This window comes from Acetobacterium fimetarium (assembly GCF_014284475.1).
Taxonomy (GTDB): Bacteria; Bacillota; Clostridia; order Eubacteriales; family Eubacteriaceae; genus Acetobacterium; species Acetobacterium fimetarium.
In genome coordinates this window covers 53,588-79,249 of the sequence record NZ_WJBC01000001.1, presented here as the reverse complement: position 1 = coordinate 79,249, position 25,662 = coordinate 53,588, and the positions used below count along the sequence as shown (strand labels likewise).

The 25,662-nt window shown below is 43.1% G+C and carries 17 protein-coding genes; 15 read left to right on the top strand and 2 right to left on the bottom strand.

Translation table 11 applies throughout. From position 1 onward, the window contains the following. The first annotated feature begins 256 nt into the window (after nucleotides 1-256). The 14 genes from GH808_RS00340 (at nucleotide 257) to GH808_RS00275 (ending at nucleotide 19,469) form a co-directional block, all read left to right on the top strand. The gene (locus GH808_RS00340; protein ID WP_186840813.1) at nucleotides 257-1,723 is read left to right on the top strand and encodes an ABC transporter substrate-binding protein; all 1,467 of its coding nucleotides are present in this window, start codon (nucleotides 257-259) and stop codon (nucleotides 1,721-1,723) included. Continuing rightward, entirely contained in the window at nucleotides 1,720-3,222 is a 1,503-nt protein-coding gene (locus tag GH808_RS00335; protein WP_186840812.1) for a putative bifunctional diguanylate cyclase/phosphodiesterase, read from the top strand. The genes GH808_RS00340 and GH808_RS00335 overlap by 4 nt, the downstream gene beginning before the upstream one ends. A gap of 85 nt (nucleotides 3,223-3,307) precedes the next feature. After that, nucleotides 3,308-3,910 carry a hypothetical protein gene (locus GH808_RS00330; protein WP_186840811.1) on the top strand — a complete coding sequence of 201 codons (603 nt, stop codon included), beginning with the start codon at nucleotides 3,308-3,310 and terminating at the stop codon, nucleotides 3,908-3,910. Nucleotides 3,911-4,027: 117 nt separating this feature from the next. Continuing rightward, the gene (locus GH808_RS00325; RefSeq protein ID WP_186840810.1) at nucleotides 4,028-4,567 is read left to right on the top strand and encodes a hypothetical protein; all 540 of its coding nucleotides are present in this window, start codon (nucleotides 4,028-4,030) and stop codon (nucleotides 4,565-4,567) included. Nucleotides 4,568-4,699: 132 nt separating this feature from the next. After that, nucleotides 4,700-5,491 (top strand): acetolactate decarboxylase, encoded by a 792-nt coding sequence (gene budA, locus GH808_RS00320; protein WP_186840809.1) that lies wholly within the window; start codon nucleotides 4,700-4,702, stop codon nucleotides 5,489-5,491. A gap of 98 nt (nucleotides 5,492-5,589) precedes the next feature. Next, the gene (locus GH808_RS00315) at nucleotides 5,590-6,153 is read left to right on the top strand and encodes a hypothetical protein (RefSeq protein WP_186840808.1); all 564 of its coding nucleotides are present in this window, start codon (nucleotides 5,590-5,592) and stop codon (nucleotides 6,151-6,153) included. Nucleotides 6,154-6,194: 41 nt separating this feature from the next. Then, complete coding sequence (locus GH808_RS00310; RefSeq protein WP_186840807.1) at nucleotides 6,195-7,223, top strand: glycoside hydrolase family 16 protein; 1,029 nt, start codon at nucleotides 6,195-6,197, stop codon at nucleotides 7,221-7,223. Between the two features lie 114 nt (nucleotides 7,224-7,337). Beyond that, nucleotides 7,338-8,237: a DMT family transporter gene (locus tag GH808_RS00305; protein WP_186840806.1), complete on the top strand. Its 900-nt coding sequence runs from the start codon at nucleotides 7,338-7,340 to the stop codon at nucleotides 8,235-8,237. 596 nt (nucleotides 8,238-8,833) lie between these two features. Then, the gene (locus GH808_RS00300) at nucleotides 8,834-10,861 is read left to right on the top strand and encodes an oxygen-binding di-iron domain-containing protein (RefSeq protein WP_186840805.1); all 2,028 of its coding nucleotides are present in this window, start codon (nucleotides 8,834-8,836) and stop codon (nucleotides 10,859-10,861) included. Next, nucleotides 10,851-13,883 (top strand): glycosyltransferase, encoded by a 3,033-nt coding sequence (locus tag GH808_RS00295; RefSeq protein WP_186840804.1) that lies wholly within the window; start codon nucleotides 10,851-10,853, stop codon nucleotides 13,881-13,883. The genes GH808_RS00300 and GH808_RS00295 overlap by 11 nt, the downstream gene beginning before the upstream one ends. Beyond that, a complete protein-coding gene (locus GH808_RS00290) occupies nucleotides 13,880-16,972 on the top strand; it encodes a hypothetical protein (RefSeq protein ID WP_186840803.1) in 3,093 nt (1,030 codons plus the stop codon). Before GH808_RS00295 ends, GH808_RS00290 begins: the two co-directional genes overlap by 4 nt. 145 nt (nucleotides 16,973-17,117) lie before the next feature. Next, nucleotides 17,118-17,678 (top strand): RNA polymerase sigma factor, encoded by a 561-nt coding sequence (locus GH808_RS00285; RefSeq protein WP_186840802.1) that lies wholly within the window; start codon nucleotides 17,118-17,120, stop codon nucleotides 17,676-17,678. Between the two features lie 3 nt (nucleotides 17,679-17,681). Further along, nucleotides 17,682-18,068 (top strand): hypothetical protein, encoded by a 387-nt coding sequence (locus tag GH808_RS00280; RefSeq protein WP_186840801.1) that lies wholly within the window; start codon nucleotides 17,682-17,684, stop codon nucleotides 18,066-18,068. Between the two features lie 93 nt (nucleotides 18,069-18,161). Further along, the gene (locus GH808_RS00275; RefSeq protein ID WP_186840800.1) at nucleotides 18,162-19,469 is read left to right on the top strand and encodes a bactofilin family protein; all 1,308 of its coding nucleotides are present in this window, start codon (nucleotides 18,162-18,164) and stop codon (nucleotides 19,467-19,469) included. A gap of 117 nt (nucleotides 19,470-19,586) precedes the next feature. Here the strand turns inward: GH808_RS00275 and GH808_RS00270 are convergent, their stop codons facing one another. Both GH808_RS00270 and GH808_RS00265 read right to left on the bottom strand, forming a co-directional pair. After that, on the bottom strand, nucleotides 19,587-20,705 hold the full coding sequence (locus tag GH808_RS00270) for a hypothetical protein (RefSeq protein ID WP_186840799.1): 1,119 nt from the start codon (nucleotides 20,703-20,705) through the stop codon (nucleotides 19,587-19,589). A gap of 199 nt (nucleotides 20,706-20,904) precedes the next feature. Beyond that, on the bottom strand, nucleotides 20,905-23,220 hold the full coding sequence (locus GH808_RS00265; protein WP_186840798.1) for a methyl-accepting chemotaxis protein: 2,316 nt from the start codon (nucleotides 23,218-23,220) through the stop codon (nucleotides 20,905-20,907). A 440-nt stretch (nucleotides 23,221-23,660) separates the two neighbouring features. On the opposite strand from GH808_RS00265, the gene GH808_RS00260 reads away from it, so the two are divergent. Further along, nucleotides 23,661-25,421 (top strand): sensor domain-containing diguanylate cyclase, encoded by a 1,761-nt coding sequence (locus GH808_RS00260; RefSeq protein WP_186840797.1) that lies wholly within the window; start codon nucleotides 23,661-23,663, stop codon nucleotides 25,419-25,421. Nucleotides 25,422-25,662: the final 241 nt, after the last annotated feature.

Genomic DNA, 25,662 nt, shown 5'->3' with positions numbered 1-25,662 from the left:
CATGTTGCGATTGTAAATGGTGTTGTCTGATGATAAAATGAAAACAGTTGTTTGGGTTCGGACAAAAAGGGTAAATAAAACATAAAAAAAGCGCTTGATGGAATGTTTGCTGAGTGGCCGAAACCATAATCCAGGTATTTTATACGTCAACCAATGTGAAAATTGATTGGTGCAAACTTGCTGGGAAGCTCCTGGTCGTTGTGCAAGCGCCCGGGATGATCGTAACAGTGAATTTTGAATAAGAGGGGAGTCGGAGATGTCTTTTTATAAGAGCAGAAAAAATCGAATTGGTTATTATTTCTTCAATCTGATTGCTTTTATTTTTCTGATTATGCTAACGCCGACAACATCAGTCGACGCAGCAGATGGGCAGAAACATGTGCTGTTTATCAGCTCCTACAGCGAAAGCTATGAGACGATTCCTGATCAGATTAAAGGCATTCAATCGAGTCTGGATGACAATGTCGTTCTTGATATTGAATTCATGGATACAAAACGTCTCGATACAACAGAAAACAAAGAGCTTTTTTATCAGATCCTATCTTACAAATTGAAAAATGTACCCCAGTATGATGCCGTTATGGTCGGCGATGACAATGCCCTGAAATTTGCAGTGGATTACCAGACTGAGTTATTTCCCCGGACACCCATCGTCTTTTTGGCGATCAATGACCTGGAATTTGCCAGACAGGCAGCTTTAAATCCCGATATAACAGGGATACTTGAAAAGATGTCGTTAACCGATACGATTAAAATTGCCCAGGCATTTAGCCCTGCGGCAAAGAAAGTGGTGGCACTAGCGGACTCCACACTGACGGGGATTGGTGATCAGGAACAGTTTAAAACGGAACAGTCATCTTTTCCAGACCTGGAATTCAGCATTTTAAATGTATCCGATTATACCTTTGAAGAAATTGGCGGGATGCTGGAATCGCTGGATGATGACACCATTCCTGTTTTTCTGAATATGAACGTCGACAAAACAGGAGCCTATCTGGATTTGGACAGTGAATATGCTTTCATAAAAGAACATACGCAGATTCCAGTCTATACGGCAACGCTTGGCGGTGTTGGCAAGGGTATGCTCGGGGGGAAAGTGATTGATTTTGAAGCGTTTGGACGAATTTCCGGTCAAATGATCATGGATATTCTCAACGGCAAACCGGTTGAAGCCATCGACTTAGTTGAAGAGACACCCTATTTCTATTCGTTTGACTACAATTTAATTAAGAAATATAATATTGATGAACGATTGATTCCGGAAGGTGCGGTTTTGATCAATAAAGATGAAAATCCGCTGATGCAGTATCGCAGTGCGTTGATCGCCATTGGGATCATCGTTTTATGTCTGACACTAGTCACGTTTATTTTAATTGTAGACAATATAAAGCGCAGAACGATACAAAATCAGTTGAGAGAAACCAACAACAAATTGAAGATGACGTATGGAGAACTGGCGGCAACGGAAGGTGCGCTGCGAAGCCAGTATGAAATCGTCCGTGAGCATGCTCAAGAAGTGGGCATCCTGAACCAGAAATTTGAGATAGCGATTGAAAGCACGAACAGTGCGGTTTGGGAAATGGATTTGGCAACAAATGATTTGATGGTATCGGAGAATTTTTCGCGAATCGTCAATGCAAAAATCAAAAAAAGGAGAATGTCATTGAACTCCTGGACAAGATTGTTGCCAAAGAATATCGCGAAAAACTCGTTTTCGAATTGAATCGATATTTGCATGGCGAAACGACTGAAATCAACATTCAGGTCCCGATAGGAGAGGAAGAAAACGACAAAAAATGGATTTTAGTCCGCGGTAAAGGGATTCTGGACCCCGCCAGCGATACGAAGAAAATACATGGTATTCTCGTCGACACAACAAAATTGAAGGAACAGGATGAGTATATCAAGTATCTGGCAAAACACGATTTCCTGACCGGTCTGCCGAATCGCATGAGTTTTATCGATAAGTTGTCAGAAGAGCTGAAGGCGAAGCATCGAGGAGCAGTTTTCCTTTTTGATATTGATAATTTCAAACGGATCAATGACACGCTGGGGCACTCTTGCGGTGATGAGTTGCTGAAAGAAATAGCGGCGCGTCTAAGAATAATTACGGATGAAAACATGCTCATGGCGAGGCTTGGCGGCGATGAGTTTTTAGTGCTGATCATGAACACCACAAAACCGGCAGAAATAGAAACCTATATCAAACGAATCAATTCGGTTTTCGAGAATGTTTTTTTGTTGGAGGGTACTGTGAATTACATCAGCATCAGCATGGGCATCAGCTGCTATCCCACTGACAGCACCGACATCAATCAATTGTTGATGAATGCTGATACCGCGATGTATAGCATCAAGCATGACGGCAAGAACAATTATGTCTACTATCATGATGAGATGAAAAAAGAAATGAATCGGAAGATTATTGTTGAATCAATGCTGAGAGAGACGCTGCAGGAAGATGGCTTTGAATTATGCTATCAGCCTCCGGTTGATTTGAAAACCGGGATGATTGCCGGATTTGAAGCCCTTCTGAGAATGAAAAAATATCAAATTGGGGCGGACCGGTTCATTCCGATAGCGGAGGAAAACGGGTTGATTATTGAAATGGGAAGATGGGTCGTGGAAGAAACCGTCAGACAAATCGTGTCCTGGCGCGAACATGGATTAACCGAAAAAACGGTGGCGATCAATTTTTCAAGCAAGCAGCTGCGAGATGCCGGATACATTGAACACTTACAAAAACAGCTGAAGGACAATCACGTGGATTCGAAATCGATTGAGATTGAAATTACAGAAAGCATCCTGCTGGAGAACAATCAGAAGACAATGGAGTTTCTCAATCAATTAAAAAAGGCCGGGATTAGGATCGTCCTGGATGATTTTGGAACCGGATATTCCTCGCTTAATTATCTGACCTATATCCCGGTTGATAAAATCAAACTGGATAAATCAATTAATGATAAGTTCCTGAATGACGATAATATAGAAGTCATCGATAGTCTGATCATGCTCGCGCACAGTTTGAATTTGACGATCACAGCTGAAGGAATTGAAGATTGGGAGCAGTTCTTGATCCTGCGGCGTGGCGACTGCGACCAAATACAGGGTTATGTATTCAGCAGGGCCTTGAGTCCCACGGCGGCAGAAGAAATCTATGATTATGATATGATTAAATTCAATGAGGAAAGGGTGATGAAACGGATCAGCATGGAAAGCTGAAGTAACTGATCGTAATTACCGATTGGGGTAAAAATAAAGAGAAACGACTCAAGAATACTTGATTCTAAAAAAGGGGGAGAGTATAATGTCTGAAACAGCGATGATTCTGCACTTGATTGGTATTCTGTTATTGCTGCTCTGGAGCGTTATGCTGATAAGCCGAAGTAAAAGTGTTTCAGACCATGACTCAATCGATCACGACTCATTTAGAGAAAAATATGATGCTGATGAACAGCTGATTTTTGATTTTTATAATAAGGTTCAAATGGAGCAGGCCAGGAAAGACGTAGAAGATACCTTGGCCGTTACTTCAGAAGTTGACGAAGATGGGCTGCATACCTATATCAACCGGGATACCGGCTACGGCGTTTTTATTCATTACAATGTATATGGTAAGGTGACGCTTAAAGGAATTGCCACTCCCGATGGCGAAAGTGAATTGATTGCCTTAAGCAATGTAACCGTATCAAAAGATCAACTGGCCAACATAAAAAAGGGGATGACCTACGAATGGTTGCGATTTCTCCTCGGTGGGGAGGGAATTGAAGTAGTTTGTGCGGCCAATCCACTCGATCAGGAGAAGCCGCTCTGTGGTATGGCCTGGATCAATCCAGATGGGACAGCCATTACGGTGCAGCTTGATGGATTCAAAGGAACTGTTTATTCGGCAAAGTATCGGGAAAAATAGTCTGATCAATGAGGCTGGCTTAAATGATACGGACAGGTTTAACCTGGTGCGCTTTTTTTGTCTTGGTTTGGATCGTGGACATCAATGATTTTAGTGTAAAAAGAGGGGAAGAGTTATATGACAAAAACAAGATTGAGCAGATTTTTAGTGGCCATTTTTTTGCTGGGGGTTGTCATCGTGCTTTCTGGCTGCGATAAAGAAGTCTCGAAAGATGATGCCTTGAATTTCTATAATACCGTCCAGCTTCGTGAGACAAAAGACGAGGTGGAGGCGGCATTGAACGGCACGCCAAAGGAATCGAATGGCGAATACATTTACATTGATGCGGATACCGGATTTGGTGTATCGGTTTTTTATGATGCCGATAATTTGGTTTATACAAAAGCGGTATACAATACTGACAACACAAAAATATTTGCCTTGAGCAATGCTAAAGTAACCGAGGATCAGGTGGCAAGCATCACACCAGGAATGACTTATGAAGAAGTGAAAGCGCTGCTTGGAACAGATGGCTTGGAAACCATCACAAAAGTAAACCTGAGCGATGAGAATAATCCCACATCCATGATGATCTGGTTTAATGATGATAATACAGGGATTTATGTCACTTTTTACGGCTATCGAGGAACCGTTGAAAATGCAAAATATTGGAAGTGATTCGATACGAATAATGCAAAGGCTAATTGCTTGTCATCGTATGTTGTGTGCTTTTCAGGTTAGACCTGTTTTTGACAGACACGTTCCGGTTAAGTAATCGGCCTTTTATTTTTGTTAAAAAGGGGAGAAGTTATGAAAAATAAAATGAAACTGATGCTGTTGGCTGTTTTGTGTGCCGGTTTGCTGGCTGGATGTTCAAACTCAAATGGTGAAGCGTTGTCGATGGTGAAAAATGATACACTCTATCAGGTATCCACCATTAATTCGCTATTGGCAGGTAATTATGACGGATTCAAGACTTTTGGTGATCTAAAAAAATATGGGAATGTCGGTATTGGAACCTTCAATACGCTTGATGGTGAAATGGTCATGATTGACAATAAAGTGTATAAAATAAAATCCACCGGTGAAGTGCTTGAAGTGAATGATTCTGAAACCACCCCTTTTGCTGCAGTGACACATTTTGATGAAGATGCAACAGTGGATCTTGCCAATATTGCAAACCTAGAGGCCCTGGAAGCCGAGCTAGACAAACTCATCGAAAACAAAAATATGTTTTACGTGTTCAGAATCGATGGCACGTTCAAAACCATCAAGGCCCGCTCCGTTCCCAGTCAGCAAAAACCCTATCCAGTCATGACCGAGGTTGTCAAGGAACAGGTCGTTTTCAATTTCAGCGACGTTAAAGGAAGTATTGTCGGGTTATGGTGCCCAGAGTATGTTGGCGGTGTGAACGTTCCGGGATATCATTTCCATTTTATTTCTGAAGATCGAACCATGGGAGGGCATCTGCTTGATGCGAGTTTTGAAAAAGCTCAGGCATTTACAGACCCCACTGACGGCTTTGTCATGGCGTTATCCCCAAATGAACCCGAAGGGTCTGTCAAGGATTTAGACAGCGAACTTGATGCGGTTGAACAATAGCATTTTTACGTATGAACGGTGCTGCAGTCAGTTAACGGACTGTTTGATTTCATTGTGCTGATTTTTGCGATCGCGTCCATCAATGCAGGAGGCAGAAGATGAAACTCTACCATATAACCAGTGATAGAAGGGCCAAGTCCATCCTGAAGGAAGGATTCAGATTAAAAGGAAGAAATTACATTCAGGATAATGGAAACGGCATTTATTTAACGGAAAAGGCGTACGTGCCGTTTTGGATTGAAATTCTGAAATCAGACATCTATAAAAATGAAAAGTTATGTGTAATAGAGGTTGAGACAATAGAACCACTGCGCATGCTGAAACTGGATGCCAATGAAACAACACAAGAAGTTTCTGCAGATTATAAAAAAGTTCATGACTGGTATTTTGAAAATAAAAATGAGATCGACTTGCTGGTTTCCAGAAACAGAAGGCTCCATCTGCTCAATCGAACCTACGACGGGCAGAAAAAAAGCTATATCGAACAGAACAAATCGGGATATATCATCGAACGGTACTGCAAAGAACACGCGTATGACGGAGTGATCAGCAATAAATACCAGACTGTTCAGGATAAAACGACAAAGGAATATAACATTATCACTATTTATGATCCCGGAAAAATTAAGTCATTTGTCGTAAAAAACACCGCTGGGTTTTAAAAATAGTGAATGATCGAAAAAAAAGAAAGGATGTGCCGTCGATGAACAGAAAATACATCTTGCTGGCCGCAATTTCAGTAACAGCAGTTTGCGGAATCATTCTGGTTTTGTTCCTGGCAAATCCAATCACGAAAGTGAATAACAAAAACGAGGAGCGGTTTAAAATTGATGCGTCCTATCCTTCCGGAGCGTATTTTCCATTGGATAACGCGGTGAGCAGTATTGATATCAAAAACAATACCAAAGACACCAAAGAAATCTGGACCGACCTGAAGGTGCTGAACCGACTTGATCAAGTCGTTTATTCCGAGATTAAAAAATCGACGGCAGCCGGAGCAAGTGAAATAACACAGGACATCGGCTGGACTATTCCCCAGGATGTCGAGACCGGGAGTTACCGCATTGAAATCACCGTCTGGGATCAATCGCCGGAGAATAAGGGGGCGACGGTTTTGTCAAAGATACAATCAACGGAAAAATTCATGTGTTACCGCACCCAGGAAGAGTTTAAAAAAATGGATACAACGATCTGGGCGGTTTCGAACAAGACTCTGGGCCGAACCGAGTTAAAAAGCAAAAATGTTACCGTAGATAACGGAAAACTGAAAATAACCATGCCGGCTCGGAAACTGGAAGGCGGGGAAATCGCCACCACGGCCAGCCAGGGATACGGTGCTTATGAGATACGGATGAAACTGCCGAATGTGCCTTCTTCCATCAGCGGATTTTTTCTGTATGAAGCGCCGGATTATGAGTATGAGATTGATGTTGAAGTTCATAACCAGCCGGACGGCAAGCTGCTGCTTACGACCTATGCAGATGGAGAGGCACAAAACACATACGAGGGCGATCTCAGTTTCGATCCAACCGCAGGATTTCACAATTACCGGATTGAGTATTACGAAGAACGGGTTGATTTTTATATCGACGACATCTTTATAACCGGGTGGGCTGATGGGATCCCAAAGGAAAAAATGAAACTGATGATCAATTCATGGTATCCGATCTGGCTCGATGGGACATCCGCAAAGGAGGAGCAGTCCCTGGTGGTTGACTGGGTTCGTTATTAAAAACAATTCTGCCTCTCGATTTCAGGGGCTTGTCAACGATATAACCAGGTTTTGCCATTGAATTAAGATACCATTTGAGATAGGATATCTGTATTCCAATCAAGAGGTGTCATCATGATCGATAATCTATCTCAGAAACAGAAGGCCGTACTATTTATGCTGATATCAGCTTTCGGTTTCGCTTTAATGAATGTATTTGTCAAGCTTTCCGGCGATCTGCCCACCGTACAGAAGTCCTTTTTCAGAAATTTCATTGCCTTTTTAATTGCTTTTTTTATTCTGCTGCGCAGTGGAGGAGGCAACATTTCATCGGTATCAAAGAGCGGATGGTTCTGGCTTTTCATGCGGGCATCACTCGGAACGGTTGGAATTCTGTCTAATTTTTATTCGCTTGACCATTTGCTGGTGGCGGATGCATCAGTACTCAATAAACTCTCGCCATTTTTTGTAATTATACTTTCAGCTGTTTTTCTTGGCGAACGCGTGAACAGACAACAGGTTGCTGCAATAGCGGTTGCGTTTCTGGGAGTGCTGCTGATTGCAAAAACCAGCTTCGCCACCGGCATCAGTCTGCCTGTGATGATTGCCATACTCGGCGGATTCACTGCTGGAGCTGCCTATACCTGTGTCCGTTATCTGGGCACCATGGGTGTTAACGGTTCGCTCATTGTCTGCTTTTTCTCGGGCTTTTCCTGTCTCGTTTTAGCACCGAAAATGATCAGCGGCTTTGTGCCCATGCAGATATGGCAACTGGTGATTCTCATTCTCACCGGTGTATCAGCGGCAGTCGGCCAGTACGGCATTACCTTTGCCTACAAGTATGCTCCGGGAAACCAGATCTCAATTTACGATTACTCAAACATCATTTTTACGGCTGTTCTTGGAACCTGTTTTCTTGGTGAAATACCGGACTTTCTCAGTATTGTTGGAGCGGTTGTGATGTTTGGCGCATTCTACATTAATTTCAGATTCAATAAGAAGGCTGATAAAATAAAAGCCGTTTGCCATGAATGATCTTTGCGCCAGAGTGAAGAAAAACGACACCATGCCGATCAATATAAAAAAAACAACACATCCCGGGTAGATGTGTTGTTTTTTTTATATTAGGAATGAAAAGAAAAAGAGGTGAGAGATTTATCTCACACTTATATCTTAGAGCGTTAAGCTTTAATAAAACTTGAAATTAAGGGAATTTAAGCATTTGATTGATAAGGAACCGAGTACGGATACTATCCAATTGGTTCATCCGGTCAGGTGGAAGACGATGAGGCGTTTAGAAGCCTTGGGGATGTCTCAAATTTTGTATTTCCCCAAAGTGCAGTTTAAGCAGTGATACCTGTATTGGTCTCAAGATAAATCAAACTGATAGAAGCCCTTCAGATGGAGTATATTCATCTGGAGGGCTTCTGATTTTTTTACATGCTTGCAGCAAGCATGGAAATATCAGATAAAAACAATTGCCATTTTGAATGAAAAGGTTTAAAATCGAAGTAGATAAGTCGTTTTCATTCGTTTCTGAAATACTGAAAGCAAGACATAATTTTACATCCTCAACCTGACTGAAAACTGACAGTCTCATGGTTGTTGAGGCGGGAAGCCAGGAGGATAACATGAGTGCACCGAGAACTGTAGAAATAGCAAAAGACATATATTGGGTCGGAGGTAGCTCCCAGGAGGGTGGATTGAACTGCAATCCCTATCTTTTGGTGGATGGGGATGAGGCGGTTCTCATCGATCCGGGTTCGGTCCTTGATTTTGAGGATGTTTATGAAAATGTGCGTAGCATCGTGCCGCTGGAAAAAATAAAATATGTCATCCTTCATCATCAGGATCCCGATTTCTGCGCCAGTGTGCCGCTCTTCGAAAAGGCCGGAGGCAAGTTTCTGATTGTAACCCATTGGCGAACGCAGTTGCTGGTCAAATTCTACGGAATCACCTCTGATTACTACATCATCAATGAAAATGAGTACCAGCTGAACCTCAAATCGGGAAGAACGCTTGGTTTTGTGATGACCCCATATCTTCATTTCCCCGGCGCTTTTACAACGTATGATTATGAATCGAAGGTTTTGTTTTCCAGCGATTTGTTCGGTGCATATTCGTTTGTGTGGAATCTCTATGCAAAAGATGATTACATCGAGAAGATGAAAACATTTCATGAACACTATATGCCTTCAAACAGCATCCTGCGTCCGGTGATGGAAGTTTTTTTAGGAATGGATATTGACATGATTGCGCCACAGCACGGATCAATCATCAATGAGAACACATCCGTTTATATCAAGGCATTAAGAGATCTGGAATGCGGGAAATTTCTCAACCCGATTAAACAAGACCTGGCAAAATCCGGGGGCTACATGACCATGTGCACGATGGTGCTGAAACGATATGCCAGCATATTTGATTTTGAGGAAGTCGTCGATGCGATTGGCGATTTGGAAATTACCCTGGATGAAAAGCTGAACATTACCGATTATAATTACACCGGTGATGAATTGTGGAATTTAATATTTGAAAAGGTGCTGATCAGAAAAGGCCTACAGTGGCTGATGATCATTGAGCCACTGGTTGAGATGATATCACTGGAATATGAGATCTCCATGCCCCAAGTATTCAAAAGTAACATCAAAAGAGTTGAGCAGGCCTCTGCAACGCTCAATGAACAGAACCAGCTGTTAAAAGAAAGCATTGAACGACTTGAAGCGAGTCTGAAGGAATCGGAGCATCGGCTGACGCGTGATCCAGTTACCGGTTTGTTTAACTTTGAATTTTTCAAAAATTATCTTAACAGTGAAATCAATGGCATCATACAGGACCGATCGATACAGAATCCGGCCCTGATTGTAGTCAGTCTGGACAATCTCGAAAAAATAGAAAACTACTATGGAACCGATGAAGTAGATGAAGTTTTAAAAAACGCATTGTATATTCTGGAAGGCTTAAAAGGAAAAAACGACATGCTCTTCAGACTTCAGGGCTTTGCATTTATCTGTTACATACCGCAGTCCCGGAAAGATGATACCCTGGAATTGGCCGAGAAAATCAGAAATGCCATTGCGGCTTCTGAGAAATTCATTGAAAAAATCACGGCATCCATCGGCGTGACCTGGTTTGACGATATCCGGGACAACGATGAATTCAGCGTCAATCCGGATGAGGCTTTGTACAATATTGCACTCAGGCGGGTGCGGATTGCCAGAAGCAAAGGACAGAATATGGTGTGCGGGCACTCAGCGCTGGATGATTACCGGGAGGAAATCGGCAAAATACTGCTGGTTGATTCGGATCAGACCATCATTGATGTATTAACAACATCCCTTGAGAACATCAACTATCAAGTCATTTCAGCTGGAGACGGAGAGGAAGCCCTGAAAATTGTGAAGGAGTCGCATTTGCTGCTGATTATATCGGGAATCATGCTGCCCAAAATGGATGGGTTCCTTTTTCGGGAAAAGCTGCTTTCCGACTCCAACACAAAAAACATCCCATTTATTTATCTATCTTATTTAAAAAACGATGCATCCGTTCTTCGTGCATCCAGCCTGGGGGTGGAACACTATTTCAAGAAGCCGTTCATGCTTTCGGAGATAATCGGCGTGATTCAGAATAAAGTTAAAGGAAATCGCCATGATGATTGAAACTTTCGAAATATGGATCATGATCGGATTTGTCCTCGTCGCCATTGATTTTGTTGTCATATTCCGGCTTTTCATGGGCAGAATTGAAAGCAAAAAAAACATTAAGAACGCAAAATGGCAGGAAACCCGACTGCTCGCTGCTGCAATCGGAAAGAAGACGGGAATCAACGAAAACATCAGGATTTCGGATTATTTCAAAATCAGTGAATTGTTGCAGGGAGACCCGCAGACAAAAGAAAATCTGAAAAAGACAATTGATGTAACCGGATTCGAAAAGAAATATCTGAAAAAGCTGAAATCACCCTTTGAAACGACTAAAATAGAAGCCGTGTCATACCTGAGTGTCCTCGGCACGGAAAAAGCGCGGATTGCCTTGGAAGAAACGCTGAAATCGGAAAAAACCAGCACGGTCAGACTTTATATTGCAAATGGTCTGGCTGACATCGGCGAGTCGGAATCTATTCCAGTCATCACGGATTCACTCTTAAACGCCAGCAGATTTTATCGGGATAAGGTCAATATGCTGATCGCTGATTTCGGAGCAGATTTTCATCACTATCTGCCGGCAATCCTACACCGAAGTGAAATCGAAATAAAGGAACTGATCGTGGATTTTGCATCAGTCTACTTTTCAGAAATTCTGAAAAGCTATCTCATCAATCTAGTCGATACAAGAGCGACAGAGACAAAAAGATTGAGGCGTCATTATGGGCACGGCGAAAACAGAACCTGTATCGCCTGTATTCATTGGCACGCTTCAGGTGATGGTAAAAACAGCATGCTGTGTCCATACCAGGGGGAAGTCAAGCCAACTGACAGCTGCCGGCGTCACCGCGTGCTGCCGGTCAGTGTTAACAGCGGGGAAGCCTATCACAGCCTGGTCATCAAAGCCTGCAATATTTTAACTGAATTATATCCCCGAGAAATGGCTTGTGAGAAATATCTCAATTCCGAAGACCGTGAAATAAAGAACATTGCTGTCGGTGCGCTCTCCAATTTTCAATCACAGGAAAAAATGGATAAACTGCTCTTTTATATCCGACAGGAAGATACCGCAAGAGGCGCTGTCAATGCCATTTCCCGGATGACTGAAAAGAATCCGGTTTATTTCAACCAGGTTATCAGGGCTTTTCTTGAGGAAGAAGATATCCAGGTAAAGAAGGAACTCGTAAAAATCCTATCGCTTAAAATTGAATATTTTATCATGAAACTTACAAAAAAGAACAATCAGGACGCTGTGATAATTGTCAAAGAAATACTGAGGCTTGGTAGAACCAGTGAAGTGATTGACTTCCTGAATAAGAACAATGACATCAATGTTGAAAATGAGCTCATTGCGATTGTTAAAGAAGTACTGATGGGATCCGAGAGCTTGAAAGGTGAATTTTCCATGTATCTGGAAGAACGACTGGTTTCCAAATGCGGCTTGACGCAACCTGAAGAAGCAGCACCTTCAGAGAAAAATAAGACCGATAAAAAGTTAACCCGGGGCCTGCTTTTGATCTTGATGGGAAGCTTTCTTCTGGTACCGGCTGTTTACTGCTTTCGCCATTGGAATACACTGTTGATCATGGCTTTTCAGGAACAGCTTAAATTGTTTGTGATGGATTTCAATTATTACATCGCTTTTTATGCTATTGCGATTAATCTTGTATATCTGGTTTTGTTGGTGTTTTCCTATATCAGTGTAAGAAGACAGGAGCGTTTATGGAATGTCAAAGACATAGCATTTCTTTTCAAGAAAAAAATGCTGCCTTCAATATCTATCATCGCACCAGCGTACAATGAAGAAAAAACAATTATTGAGAGCGTCAATTCACTGCTGAATCTCAAATATCCGGATCATGAACTGATTATTGTAAATGATGGCTCGAAGGACCATACGCTGAATACGCTGATTCGTTATTACGACTTAAAACGGGTCGATTATATCTATGAGAGTAGACTCAATGCCAAAAAGGTCAGAGGTGTTTATTTGAATCGTTCCCGACCCAAACTGATTGTGGTGGACAAAGTTAACGGCGGAAAAGCGGATTCTCTGAATGTGGGGATCAATATTGCCAACAAGGAGTATGTCTGCGGAATCGACGCGGATTCCCTTCTTGAAGATGAGGCACTCCTCAAGCTGGCGTCCCTGACCCTTGACGAGGAAACGGAAACTCCGGCTCTGGGCGGAAATATCCTCCCGATTAATGGTTGCACAGTTGAACACGGACAAATCGAAACCAAAGGTCTGGCAAGCAGCAAACTTGCCAGGTTTCAGACGATTGAGTATATTCGATCGTTTATGTCCGGAAGGCTGGGATGGTCCTATTTTAACTGCCTCCTGATCATTTCCGGGGCGTTTGGTCTTTTCAGGAAGGAACGGGTCATCAACGTCGGCGGATATCTCACCAGCTCCGGTAAATATAAAACCGATACGGTGGGAGAGGATATGGAACTGGTGGTCCGGATCGGACGGCAGATGAAGGAGTCCAACCGGCGTTTCAAGATTCTCTATGCCTACAACGCCAATTGCTGGACGGAAGTGCCGGAAGATATGAAAACCCTTAAGAAGCAGCGGTACCGATGGCATCGGGGACTGATCGAAATACTGACCTTCCATCGGAAAATGCTCTTCAATCCCAGCTACGGAAAAATCGGGACCGTTGCCATGCCCTATTTCTTTATTTTTGAAATGATGGGTCCGCTTTTCGAGTTCCAGGGATACGCGATGGTCGTTTTGTCAATTCTTTTAGGAATACTAAATTACAAAATAGCGATCATTCTATTTGTTTCTGTCGTGCTGATGGGTTTGCTTGTTTCGGTTTCCTCGCTGCTGATTTCAGAAAAAAACGGCCGCTATTTCTCCACCAGAGAACTGATCACCCTGATTGTCTATTCAGTACTTGAGAATTTTGGTGTCAGGCAGTATTTCAGTCTCTGGCGTTTTGGGGGTTATCTGAATATGTTCAGAAAGCCGGCCGGCTGGCAGAAAGCGGAGCGGAAAGGGTTTAACGCAAAACAGGAGGCAACCACATGAAAGTGAGATCCATGATTCTATGGAGTGTGTTCATCCTCAGCATCCTGTTTTGTGTTTTTGTTCTTCCGTTTGTCCTCTGGAACAGGATGGATTCAAGCCCGCTTAATGTCTGGATCCTTGACAAAACGGTTCCAGACAAAGTAGCTACAGAAAATAAAGGACTGTTGTGGGTGTTAAACAGTGAAAAGGTCATTTCTGAAGAAAACGGACAATCCCGCGAGATAACAGAAATCCCGGCTACGGACGAAAAACCGGATCTTATTTATCTGGCGGGTTCCGCCGGGGTTCAAAAAGATGATGACAGCTCAACTGACAATTCGGACAGCTTGAATGGCAGATTCGATGGAAACGAAATTGCATCGCTGAAAAACCACCTTGGGGGTGGCAACACGATCATTGGAGAATATGGAGTTGCTGATTCATCCAACAAAAAAGGCCTTGCTGATCTGTTTGGAATTTCCTGGACGGGATGGAGTTGCAGACATTTTACAGATCTGACGAAATCCATTGAAGTGTCGGATGCGATTATTTTAAATTATGAAAAAAACACGGGAGAAGACTGGAAGTTCGAAGGCGGTGGCTATGTCCTGGTGTCAGAGAATGATGCCGTCATCGTCTTGATGGATCAAAAAGACATCGAAAAAAACGGACTGACCCTTTCTTTTAATGCGGAGTACCAGGATGAATTCGGTGTGACGGCATGTTTTCCATATGATGAATGGTTTGAACTGGTGAAGGCGGACCCGTCAACAGAAATGCTGGCAAGCTTTAATTTTGATGTAACGAATTCGGGAAAAGCGAAACTGGCAGAATTGGGTCTGACGACAAGCTATTCGGCAATCACACGCTCGAAAAACTCTCAGTATTCAGCCTATTATTTCGCAGGTGAGTTTTCAAGAATGAATTTTTCTGGAAATCTGTACAATTATTACGGATTTTCTGCGTTCAAACGCAGTTTATCCGGTTTAAATGACAATGACCAGTCGAAATTCTATTGGGGATGCTATGTACCGGTGATTCAGAAATCAATCACAGTCATGAGGACGCCGGTTAACAAACCGGAAGCGGTTGCAGACAGTACCGGAATTAGAGTTTCGGCCAGAACATCCGGGACTTCGTTTCAGGTGCAGCAAAACGGGGAATGGGTGAACTTCTTCTCCAAGGGTGTAAATATCGGTTCAACAATTCCCGGAAAATGGTTTACGGAATTCACCTGCAGAGAAGAAACCTATCTCAAGTGGTTCGATCAGATTGGAGAAATGAAGGCAAACAGCATCAGAGTCTACACGCTCATGCCGCCGCAGTTCTATTCAGCGCTGGTCTACTACAATCAAAAACATCCGGATTCAATTCTGTGGCTGTATCAGGAAATATGGCCGGAGGAAAACCCCGAGGGTGATGACTATCTGAAAGAAGCGTACAATGCCGCTTATCAAAGTGAAATAAGAAACGACATCGATGCCATGCATGGGCAGATCACCATACCGGAAAGATCGGGAAGAGCCTACGGATCGTATACCGCTGATGTCTCTCCCTACATCGCAGGATATCTTGTGGGAAGAGAGCTTGAACCGGAAGAGGTGATTAGCACCAACGAGAATCACGCGGGTTTTACCTTTAACGGCAACTACCTCTATACGGAAGCTGAAGCAAGTCCCACAGAAGCATGGCTTGCCATGAGCTGCGATTACGTTCTGCAGTACGAAGAGGATCAATATCAGTGGCAGCATCCGGTCGGGATCGTCAGCTGGCCGACGCTTGATCCTGCCGAACACGATTCGGAATGGAATGAGGCCGGGGATAAGTCGCTTCAGTACAATGACAAAGTATCCGTTGATATCAATAACATTTCGACAAAAGAAAAACTCGTGTCCGGCTTTTTCGGGGCCTATCACATTTATCCCAATTACCCGGACTTTATGAATAATGAAGCCTCCTATGCTGCGTATACCGATGAAGAGGGAAGTTTCCGCTATGGGGGCTATCTCCGAGAATTCATAGCAGGACAGCAGAAATATCCGATGCTTGTTGCTGAATTTGGTCTGGCTACTGGAATGGGTAATGCGCACGAGAATCCCGATGGTTATAACCATGGTGGAGTGACAGAAACTGCTCAGGGTGAGGGAATCGTCCGGATGATGAAGGCGATGGAAAAAGAAGGGTACGCCGGAGGTCTGATTTTTGAATGGGCGGACGAGTGGGCGAAAAAGACGTGGATTACCGAACCTTACATCCTTCCGTTTGAACGAAATCCACTCTGGCATAATGCTGTTGATCCGGAACAGAATTACGGCATCGAGGCCATGGAATCCGATCAGCCCAAATCCAAACTGCACGAGATTGAGGGAAATGGTGATATTGAGAAAATGACTGTTTCAGCGGACGAAACCTATCTCAATCTGGTAATCAAACTGAAAAACAACATCAATTTTGACAAGGAAAAATTGCTTATCGGATTGGATACCTATGACCGTGCCAGAGGGAATTTGAAATTTGCCGAGGACATTTCTGTGAATGCGGCCACCGGATTGGAATACGTCATTCAAATAAACGGGAGATCCGATGCCCAGCTTCTTGTACAAACCGGCTATAATCTGACAAACGGAAGATATGCCTCTGATGCATCTTCAGGCGGCAGCTTTGAGAAAATGTCGGTTCTGACTAACAAGGAAGCCATCACGGCAGACGGCACCAAAACAGATGCCATTTATCAGGATTTGAGCAGTCTCAATTACGGTACTCTGGAAAACAATTCATATAACCATTGGAACATCGAGGAAAATACAATATCAATCCGGATTCCGTGGACTCGAATCAATGTCTCCGATCCATCGGCGATGCGGGTTATCGATGACACCCGTGTCATTCAGTCACCTACAACTGATGAGTTACAGACGGTTATTACTGACGGGATTCTGGCAAGTGGGGTACTGGTAAATAAGGAAAGCAATGAACCGGTTGCATCCATCGGGCTTTCCAACACTGAGGCCTTCACTTGGGAAACCTGGAATGTTCCGTCCTACAAGGAGCGACTGAAAGACAGCTATACGATTATCCGTGATTATTTCAGGGACCTGGATAATGAATGAGCGGATGCTTTTCGCGGGATGGTACAAAAGAAAATGAAGCATTTTAGAAGCTGAATTAAAAAAATAAAATATTTTCTTTTCACGGGAAGAAAAACAGATCTTCTGCCGTTATATAAGTGTGCAGAAAAAAAGGAGGTACAGCGGATTGAAAAAACAATTTGAAGGGGAATCGGATGACACACTGATTGAGAAGTATCTTGCCAGTGGCCATTCCGATTATTTCGAACCATTAGTCGAAAGATATGAAAAATATGCTTACATTTATGCATATTCCCTTCTTAACAACCAATTCGATGCGCAGGATGTGGTAGCAGAAAGCTTTTTAAAAGCTTTCACGAAAATCAGACAGTACCGGTTGGGGAGCAATTTTAAAAACTGGTTTTTGAGAATTGTCCATAATGGGTGTTTTGATCTTCTTCGCAAGAACAAAACGATGATCTCTCTTGACGATCTGGAAAACAGCGAATCCTTATACAATGACGAAGCTCTGAGCTACGACAATATTGATTCACTGGATTTTGGAGAGACAAGAAAATATCTGGAACGACTGCCCCATGAGCTCAGGGGAGTGGTTATTCTTCGATATTACTATGATTGGGAGTATAAAACCATTTGTGAATTTTTGAAAATCCCCATGGGGACATTGTCCTCGCGATTGAATCGGGCTTGTAGCAAGCTGAAAAATTATATGAAAGAGGAGGAGTAAGACATGGAAGATTTAGATAAGATGATGGAATGTCTGGGATTCAAGGAAGAAACCGTCAAAGGTTTTGTTTCAAGCATCCCATTTGAAAGCCGAAAATCATGTATCATGAAACAAATCAATAAAAAAAATGAACCTGTCACTTCCGCCGATGGATTTTATCCGCTGATTTTTGTTTTGGCTATCGCTTTTGCAGTTCTGGTTATACGATGCGCCATCGTTCCGCAAGGGGACAGCACCGTTCTGGTTTCATTTTTAACCAGTGTTGTAATCAATTATTCGGATCAGCTGTTAGTTTTTTTCAGAACCATGTCGATGGCTTTTTCTGTACTCATATGCACAGGCATTTACTTTCTGATTGTTCATTTCAAAAACGAGCAACGGTTTATGTAAGGGACTGATTGCAAAAATGGCAACTGCGGAATTTACAAAGTGAAATCAGATGTGCTTTCGCAGTTGTCAATTAAAACAGTAAAAGGAGAAGGAATGATGTTAAAAAAAATAGGTTTGTCAGTTTTAATGATGGTGATGATTTTACTCACCAGTTTTTCGGCAGCTTTTGCCGCTTCGGAAAATTATGAAGGGTATTTTGACGAGTCGGGAAATATCAATATCACCGATCAAACCGTATCGAATCGGGATACGCTGTTTGCCGGATCCAATATCGTAGCCAAATCGGTATTTAATTCCACAACATTTTTTGCTGGAAATTCCATCAATCTTGATGGGGAATACAACGGCGATGTTTTTGTAGCCGGAAACACGATCACGATTAATGGAAAAATAAACGGTAATCTCTACGTGGCAGGGAACCTGATCACCATTAACGGAACCGTAAATGGGGATGTTTTTGCAGCCTGTAATGCTCTTACCACGGCCACCACGGCAAATGTAAGCCGGGATTTTCTCGTGGGATCTGCCAATGCTTATTTTGAAGGGACGATCGGGAGAAACCTGCGTTGCGATTCCGGTAATGTAACCATCAATGGAATGGTTAACGGCTATGTGGAATCAAATGTAGATCAATTGATAATCAGTGATAATGCCAAGATCACGGGACCGATTGATAACCGCAGTGCCAATCAAGCTCAGGTGTCAGCGAATGCCCAGGCACCCGCTGTTAACTGGGAACAGGTCAAGGAACAGACGGTAGAAGAAGAACAGGGACCGAGTGTCGGCTCCGTACTCTTATCCATCATTACAAAACTGGCCTTTATTCTGGTGATCTGGCTGCTGATTACCTTCCTGACCAAGGAATTCAACGAGAATACCAGTATCATGGCTAAAAAGCACATCCTGGCCTCGCTGGGAATAGGTGCAGCGTTTCTCTTTATTTCACCGCTGCTGGTCGGATTGTCTTTTATAATTTATGCACCATTCGGAATTGCCGTAACGCTGCTGATTATTGCTGCCTGCATCCTGGCAATGCCGATAGCAGCGGTCGTATTTTCTAAACTTCTGGTTCGTTTCTTTGATGATAAAATGAAACCATTGCTGAGCTCTTTTGTTTCAATTCTAATCATCGCCGCTGCCGCGATTATCATTGGATATATCCCGTTTATAGGAGCGCTTGTCGGTTTCTTCCTGATGGTCTTTGGCCTGGGTTTTCTTGGCTACAATATCCTATTCACCAACCGAAAACTGAAAGAAGAAAAAGAAGCAATGACGGAATTTGTATTTGCCGATGATCAGGAAAAAACGGCTGCACAGGATGTTGTCAATGAAGAAGTGTTAGCGATTGAAGATCAGAAGGTTGAGATGATTACAGACGATACAGATCAAGAAATAAAATAAATAGCAGAACAGGAACAAGTTGAGATTGAGGAGTCCGTGCATGAAGGTGCACCGACTCCTTTTTTTTCAAAAAAAATCAGGAGACCATGGTCTTCCTGATAAAATAAAAACAGCTGATTAGCGTTCCACGAAGTCGATGATGATTCGGGTGAGATCGTCTCGAAGTTTGTCGGGATTTTCATCGGTCAAATCGTCAGTTCCGGAATAAACAAGCACAAAGGACTTGGCATTGGGACCCACGCCGATATTTATTTTCGGAGCATCTTCAAAGTGTTCCGGGATGTTGTCATTTCTCAAAGCGATATACATTTTTTCCTTATCGGCAAAGAGCTTCACCAGGGTTCTTCCGTCGTCAGATTTGACGCTGTAGGAACCATTGAAGATGATGATTTTGCCGGTGGTGAGTTTATCCGATAATGAGAGGATGAATTCTTCCAGATTTAATTTTAAAGTCGGATTCCATTGATCCATGACGATGGTTTTGATTGATGGATCATTGCGTGTGGTTCCGATTTCGGCTGGTAAGTGGAGAAAGTTCCGCTTAGCAACATGATAATAGCCTTTTGTTTTGTCAACAATACTTTTATCCTCAAGCATCGCATAAGAGATGAGCCCGAAAGATTTTCTTTCAGTGTGCCAGCTTGTGACACCGATGGCGGGCAGAAATTTCTTGTTTTTAAAGGGAATCACATCCATCGGATCATTGGTTAATGCGACGAACAGAAAATCGGGATTGTATCCGAAATGCTCAATGCAGAGCTTGATCATACTGGGCTTTTTCAAGGTTCGTGCGACATCATGATAGAGTTTTGAAGCCGCATTGGTGACTTCAACAACACTGTCTTCCTTCATGCTGTTGTAGGCTTTTGCAAAGCGGTACATCAGGGCAAGTTTGATATTGAGTTTATTGGCCACGCCTTTATAGGAGTTGGGCAGCAGGCTCACGTTTAGCTTTTCGGAAGCATCATTATACGAACAGATTCGCGCTTCAACAAAAATGACATGGCGTTGAAGAAATTTTTCTTCGGCAATGATGATCAGACTGGGATTGCCGAACTGGGATAATGATGGTTCAAATATAAAATCGACCTTGACCGTGTCGGCAATCCATGTGGGTTCATAATTGTCTGAAAATTTAATCGTTTTTAAAAATTTTTTCTGTTTTTCTATATCGGTTCCCATATCCAGGATAATGCTGTTCACAAGACCTCGTTCACCGTAAAAAGTCATTGACATAAAGAAACCTCCATCAGGTAATATTTTTAGTATAACATGTTGGGAAAATAATAAAAAGTACTTTGATTAAAAAATAACAAGTGAAAAAACAATGAATTGAAAAGCAGCAGCGCTTAAATATAAAAATCCTGTCGGTTTCGTATGGCTGAGTGAATCCGACGGGATTTTATGATTAAATAATTGTCGTTTAAAATGAAATTTAGTACTTGTCGGCGGCAGCCAGATCATCCAGGACGATTATCGGCGCAGACGAAGGACGGGGTATCGCTTTCTTCGGTTGTTGCGCCGCCTCATGCTCCCGCATTCCCAGGCCGATATCTGCTTGGGCTTTTAATTTGAAGGTGCGAACCATTTCTTTGAGCATTTGCGCCTGACTGGTCAGTTCTTCACTGGCCGCAGCACTTTGTTCGGCCGTGGCTGAGTTGGTTTGAACCACTTGGGAAACCTGTTCGATACCCTTGGTGATTTGTGAAATTTCTGAAGCCTGATCGTTGGATGCCTGGGCAATCCTGCCGACCAGGTCGGCTACTTTTTCAATGTTGTTTAATATATCCCGCAGGCTCGCTGCTGTTTCATCGGCAATCTTTGTACCGGATTCAACTTTTTCAATCGAGCCTTCAATCAGGCCCGTCGTTTCTTTGGCAGCTTCGGCACTTCTTGCCGCCAGCGTTCGGACCTCTTCAGCAACGACGGCAAAACCCTTCCCGTGCTGCCCGGCCCTGGCGGCTTCGACAGCGGCATTCAAGGCCAGAATATTGGTCTGGAAGGCAATGTCGTCAATGACTTTGATGATTTTGGAAATATTGCTGGATGATTCATTGATTTCAACCATGGCAGTGACCATGTTTTCCATCTGGTGATTGCCGTCTTCGGCATTTTTCCGAACTTCAATGGCGCGTTCATTAGCTTCATTGGCACCAAGGGCATTGCGTTTGGTTTCGGCGGCAACTTCCTCGATCGATGCGGTCAGTTCCTGAATCGACCCGGCCTGCTCAGTCGTTCCATGAGCCAGCGCCTGACCGCCGTCGGAGATTTGGACAGCGCCCGTTTCAACCTGTTCAGCGGAATCATTGATTTCCGCCATGACTTCGCTTAATCGGGTGGTGATGTTGTTGATCGCAATTTTGATATTGACAAAATCACCATGATAGAAGGAAGTGATTTCCTGGCTGAGGTCGCCGTCACCGACGAGGGTTAATGTCTCTGAGATTTCACTGACATAGCGCTTTAAAAACTTGACGGTTTTGTTCATATCATCCTTGATTTTGCCGTTCTGTCCTTTGTAGCTGCCTTCCATCAAGGTGCCTAAATTACCCTGTGACAGCTCATTGAGCACCTTGGATGCTTCCTGTATCGGTGCGGTGATGGCATCCAGTGTACTGTTGAAGCCTTTGATAACCTTGGCGTATTCACCCGGGAATCCGTTGATATCTCCGCGGCTGTCCAAATCACCTTCGACCGCAAGATGCGCCATCTTGTCGGTTTGCTCCACGAGCATGACGATGTTTTCAATCATGGCTGTCAGGCTTGGCGTCAGCCTGTCATTTTCGCTGAGCTGTCCAGCCGATTTTAGTTCGTCAAGATCACTTAAGTCCCCGGTTGCGATATTGTTGGCAATATCAACAATACGAACCAGTTTATCATGAATACCGTTAATCGATTCCGCAATTTCAGCATAGATGCCTTTGTAATTTCCGGTAATGGTCTGAGAATAATCATTCTGGCTGATCAGAGCCAGAACTTCGTTGCCTTCTTTCAATGCGCCCAAACCGTCAATGCAGGAGTTGATATTGTTTTTCAGAGAATTGAAATCCCCATGATATACCGTTGTGATTTTGGGAGGGATTCTTCCGTCGCCAATTCGTTCAATGGATTTGATGGCGACTTTCAGCGGATTCTTGAAGGTTGTGACGATCTTATTGACACAAATCGCAAAATCTTTGTAAGCCCCGGGATATTCTTCAATATTTGCTTTGTAGTCCAGTCGCCCGTCGATGATGGCCAATTTGACTTCGTTCATGCCGTCGTGGAGTTTTTTGATTTCAGCGATGGCATCAATCAATGAATAAGAAAGAACATCATGCTCCGACAACGGTTCTATATTCACTGAAAAGTCGCCTTCAGCCAGACGCTGAGCGGCTTCAGCCTGATATTTCCGGTTCTCGATCATGTCTGCAAAGGAATTCATCAGCAAGCAGATTTCATCGTTGCTGCAAGGAGTCACCTCAGCATCCAGCTCACCAAGCGCCATTTTGTCAGCGACTTCTTTAAGCCTGAGAATCGGTGCGGTGATGCGTTTGGCAATCGTATAAGAAATGATGAAACCGAGCACGAGGACAACCAGCGAAGCAAACAGGTAGACGCTGGTGGAAGCCTTCAGGTAAATGGTGATGAATCCCATGAACAGCAATGCCACAGCCAGAAGCGCCATGTAAACAGATATTATCTTGGTGGACAGGCGCATTTTCAGCTGTCCTTCGTTTGAAATTTTTTGTTTTGTTTGATTTTCATCCATATGGATATCCCTCTTTTCAAAATTTCATTCGATGACTTAACCTGTATTTACGGATAATCGATTACATCAACTAAAAAAAAACAGCTCAAAAAAATAACAGCTCACTGATCATGAAACATAAATCCAGGAAAATCATTGTCTTTGATAATTATAACGCTTTCATTAGACAATAGCTACAATATTTTACCTGATTTATCAAAACTATATTGTTTGAAAGAAAAAAACGATGCCACTGTTCATGACAAATACAATATTGACAGACATCGGTAAAATTTGGGAACCGACAGCATTCAAACAGATATTTTGCGCAAATTCTCGAATAGTATGGCTCAAAGACAAAAAAATTGGTATAATATTAAAAATAGGCTATGTTGCGGCAATGTATAAATAACAGACGCAAGGGATATAGAACATCTCGGACCGGAATTGAGGTAAAACCAGTGGTCAGCAAGACAATTGTATTAAAAACACTTGAACATTTAAATGATTCTGTGAATTCAAATGAAATCACGAGTCTGACAAAAAAAGCATCATCAGTTCTCATTCAACTCTATATTCCAGAGACAAATCCCGAATGGGCCATGGCTATTGAATCCATTCTACGTGAACAGTTTCCCGAAGCAGTGATAGTTGGCGGATCATCGATGGGTGGAATTGCTCATGGCGAAATCGATGTCGATGCCGCTGTTGTTGCGATCACATTTTTTGATCAGACTCAGGTAAAGGGATTGATTGTCGACGGGGCCGAAGCAACACCGGCTGATTTGGGCAATACGCTGCAGGCGACCATCAATAAGACCTGCCAAGATGTTGCCGGGGTGATGCTGCTTGCAACAACATCGAACATGGATGTGGCAGAATTTTTAACCGGCTTTTCCAATTCGCCAAACACGTATCCTGTGTTTGGGGGCGGTACTGGGGATGTGACATCAATCGATGAACCATTGGTCTTTCTTGACAATCAGTGTTTGACGAGTGGTGTGGTGGCGGTGGTGTTTATGGGAACTCAGATTAGAATTGAGGCGCATACTTATCTTGGCTGGCAGGCGCTGAGCAAGGAAATGGTTGTTACGGAGAAGGATGGTTTATGGGTCAAAAAAATTGACGACAAACCGGCCTTTGAGGTGTATCAGCACTATCTTGGCATTGAAAATGATGAAAACTTTTTTTTCAATGCCATTGAATTTCCTTTTTTGATAAAAAGAAACGGCATTGAGTATGCGAAGAGCCCATCCGAAGTGAATGCAGAGAATGCAATTAAATTTTTTGCCGACATAAAAGAAGGCGAAGCGTTTCGAATCGGTTATGGAAATCCCAGGGTAATGATTGAACAGGCCAGAGCGATCCAAAATCGGATTGACAACTTCAATCCGGAATCGATTTTCCTTTTCAGTTGTGTCTGCAGACGGTTTCTGCTTCATGATGATATCAATTTAGAGACAAAACCCTTTGAAAAAATCGCACCAACTTTTGGTTTTTATACATTTGGTGAGATTTATGGCTGTGCCGACTCGGTTCATATACTTAATTCTACCATGGTGGCGATCAGCATGAAGGAAGGGTTGAAAAGCAGAGAAAGGATAATTAGAGATGTCGAGACTTCACTTCTAGATAAGCCAGATCCGCTTGCCAACAAGCATTCCCGCAGCATTTCCCGTCTGGTTAATTTTATCCAGGCCGTTACGGAAGAACTTGAGGAAACAAACGAAGAGGCGAGAAGACTGGCAGAAAGAGACTATCTGACGCAAGCGTACAATCGCGTAAAGGTCAACGAATTTATGGAAAATGAAATGAAGCGGAGCCATCGTTATGGCCGGAAATTTTCAATTTTAATTCTGGATATGGATCTTTTCAAAAAAGTCAATGATGTGCACGGTCATAATGTCGGCGATGCCGTTTTGTCTCAGCTGGTCAGGATCATTGATCGGGAAATCAGAGACAGCGATATCCTGAGCCGCTGGGGCGGCGAAGAATTTCTCGTTGTTATGCCGGAGACGGTGATTAATGGCGCCATTGTCATGGCGGAGAGAATTCGCAAAGCAGTTGAACAGGCCGATTTCCCGCAAGTATTCAATCAAACCTGCAGTCTGGGGGTGACAACGTTCAGACTGGGGGAACACATTGAAGAAACCATTGATCGAGCTGACCGAGCACTTTATGAGGCAAAACGCAAGGGAAGAAACTGTGTGGTGGCATCGTAAAACCGGCGATGTTTGTTTTTTTGCGTGGGTATTAAGAAATAACTGAAATGACTGGCCATGATGTTAAGCTGTAAAGGCACTAATTGCATCATTCAATCAGCGCTTCATAGCGTCGCTTTACAAACTGACTTTCTAGTTAGATTGTGAAGCGTCGCTTTTTATTTTTCGATTGATTAATTCGCCGTGAATGATGAAAATGTTTAAGCGACAGACGAGAGGGGTAAAAAGAATGAATAACAAT

Excerpts from the sequence above, each read along its gene's own strand:
- GH808_RS00340 (WP_186840813.1), top strand. The coding sequence starts at position 257 with ATGTCTTTTTATAAGAGCAGAAAAAATCGAATTGGTTATTATTTCTTC.
- GH808_RS00330 (WP_186840811.1), top strand. The coding sequence starts at position 3,308 with ATGTCTGAAACAGCGATGATTCTGCACTTGATTGGTATTCTGTTATTG.
- GH808_RS00325 (WP_186840810.1), top strand. The coding sequence starts at position 4,028 with ATGACAAAAACAAGATTGAGCAGATTTTTAGTGGCCATTTTTTTGCTG.
- budA (WP_186840809.1), top strand. The coding sequence starts at position 4,700 with ATGAAAAATAAAATGAAACTGATGCTGTTGGCTGTTTTGTGTGCCGGT.
- GH808_RS00315 (WP_186840808.1), top strand. The coding sequence starts at position 5,590 with ATGAAACTCTACCATATAACCAGTGATAGAAGGGCCAAGTCCATCCTG.
- GH808_RS00310 (WP_186840807.1), top strand. The coding sequence starts at position 6,195 with ATGAACAGAAAATACATCTTGCTGGCCGCAATTTCAGTAACAGCAGTT.
- GH808_RS00305 (WP_186840806.1), top strand. The coding sequence starts at position 7,338 with ATGATCGATAATCTATCTCAGAAACAGAAGGCCGTACTATTTATGCTG.
- GH808_RS00300 (WP_186840805.1), top strand. The coding sequence starts at position 8,834 with ATGAGTGCACCGAGAACTGTAGAAATAGCAAAAGACATATATTGGGTC.
- GH808_RS00295 (WP_186840804.1), top strand. The coding sequence starts at position 10,851 with ATGATGATTGAAACTTTCGAAATATGGATCATGATCGGATTTGTCCTC.
- GH808_RS00290 (WP_186840803.1), top strand. The coding sequence starts at position 13,880 with ATGAAAGTGAGATCCATGATTCTATGGAGTGTGTTCATCCTCAGCATC.
- GH808_RS00280 (WP_186840801.1), top strand. The coding sequence starts at position 17,682 with ATGGAAGATTTAGATAAGATGATGGAATGTCTGGGATTCAAGGAAGAA.
- GH808_RS00275 (WP_186840800.1), top strand. The coding sequence starts at position 18,162 with ATGATGTTAAAAAAAATAGGTTTGTCAGTTTTAATGATGGTGATGATT.
- GH808_RS00270 (WP_186840799.1), bottom strand. The coding sequence starts at position 20,705 with ATGTCAATGACTTTTTACGGTGAACGAGGTCTTGTGAACAGCATTATC.
- GH808_RS00265 (WP_186840798.1), bottom strand. The coding sequence starts at position 23,220 with ATGGATGAAAATCAAACAAAACAAAAAATTTCAAACGAAGGACAGCTG.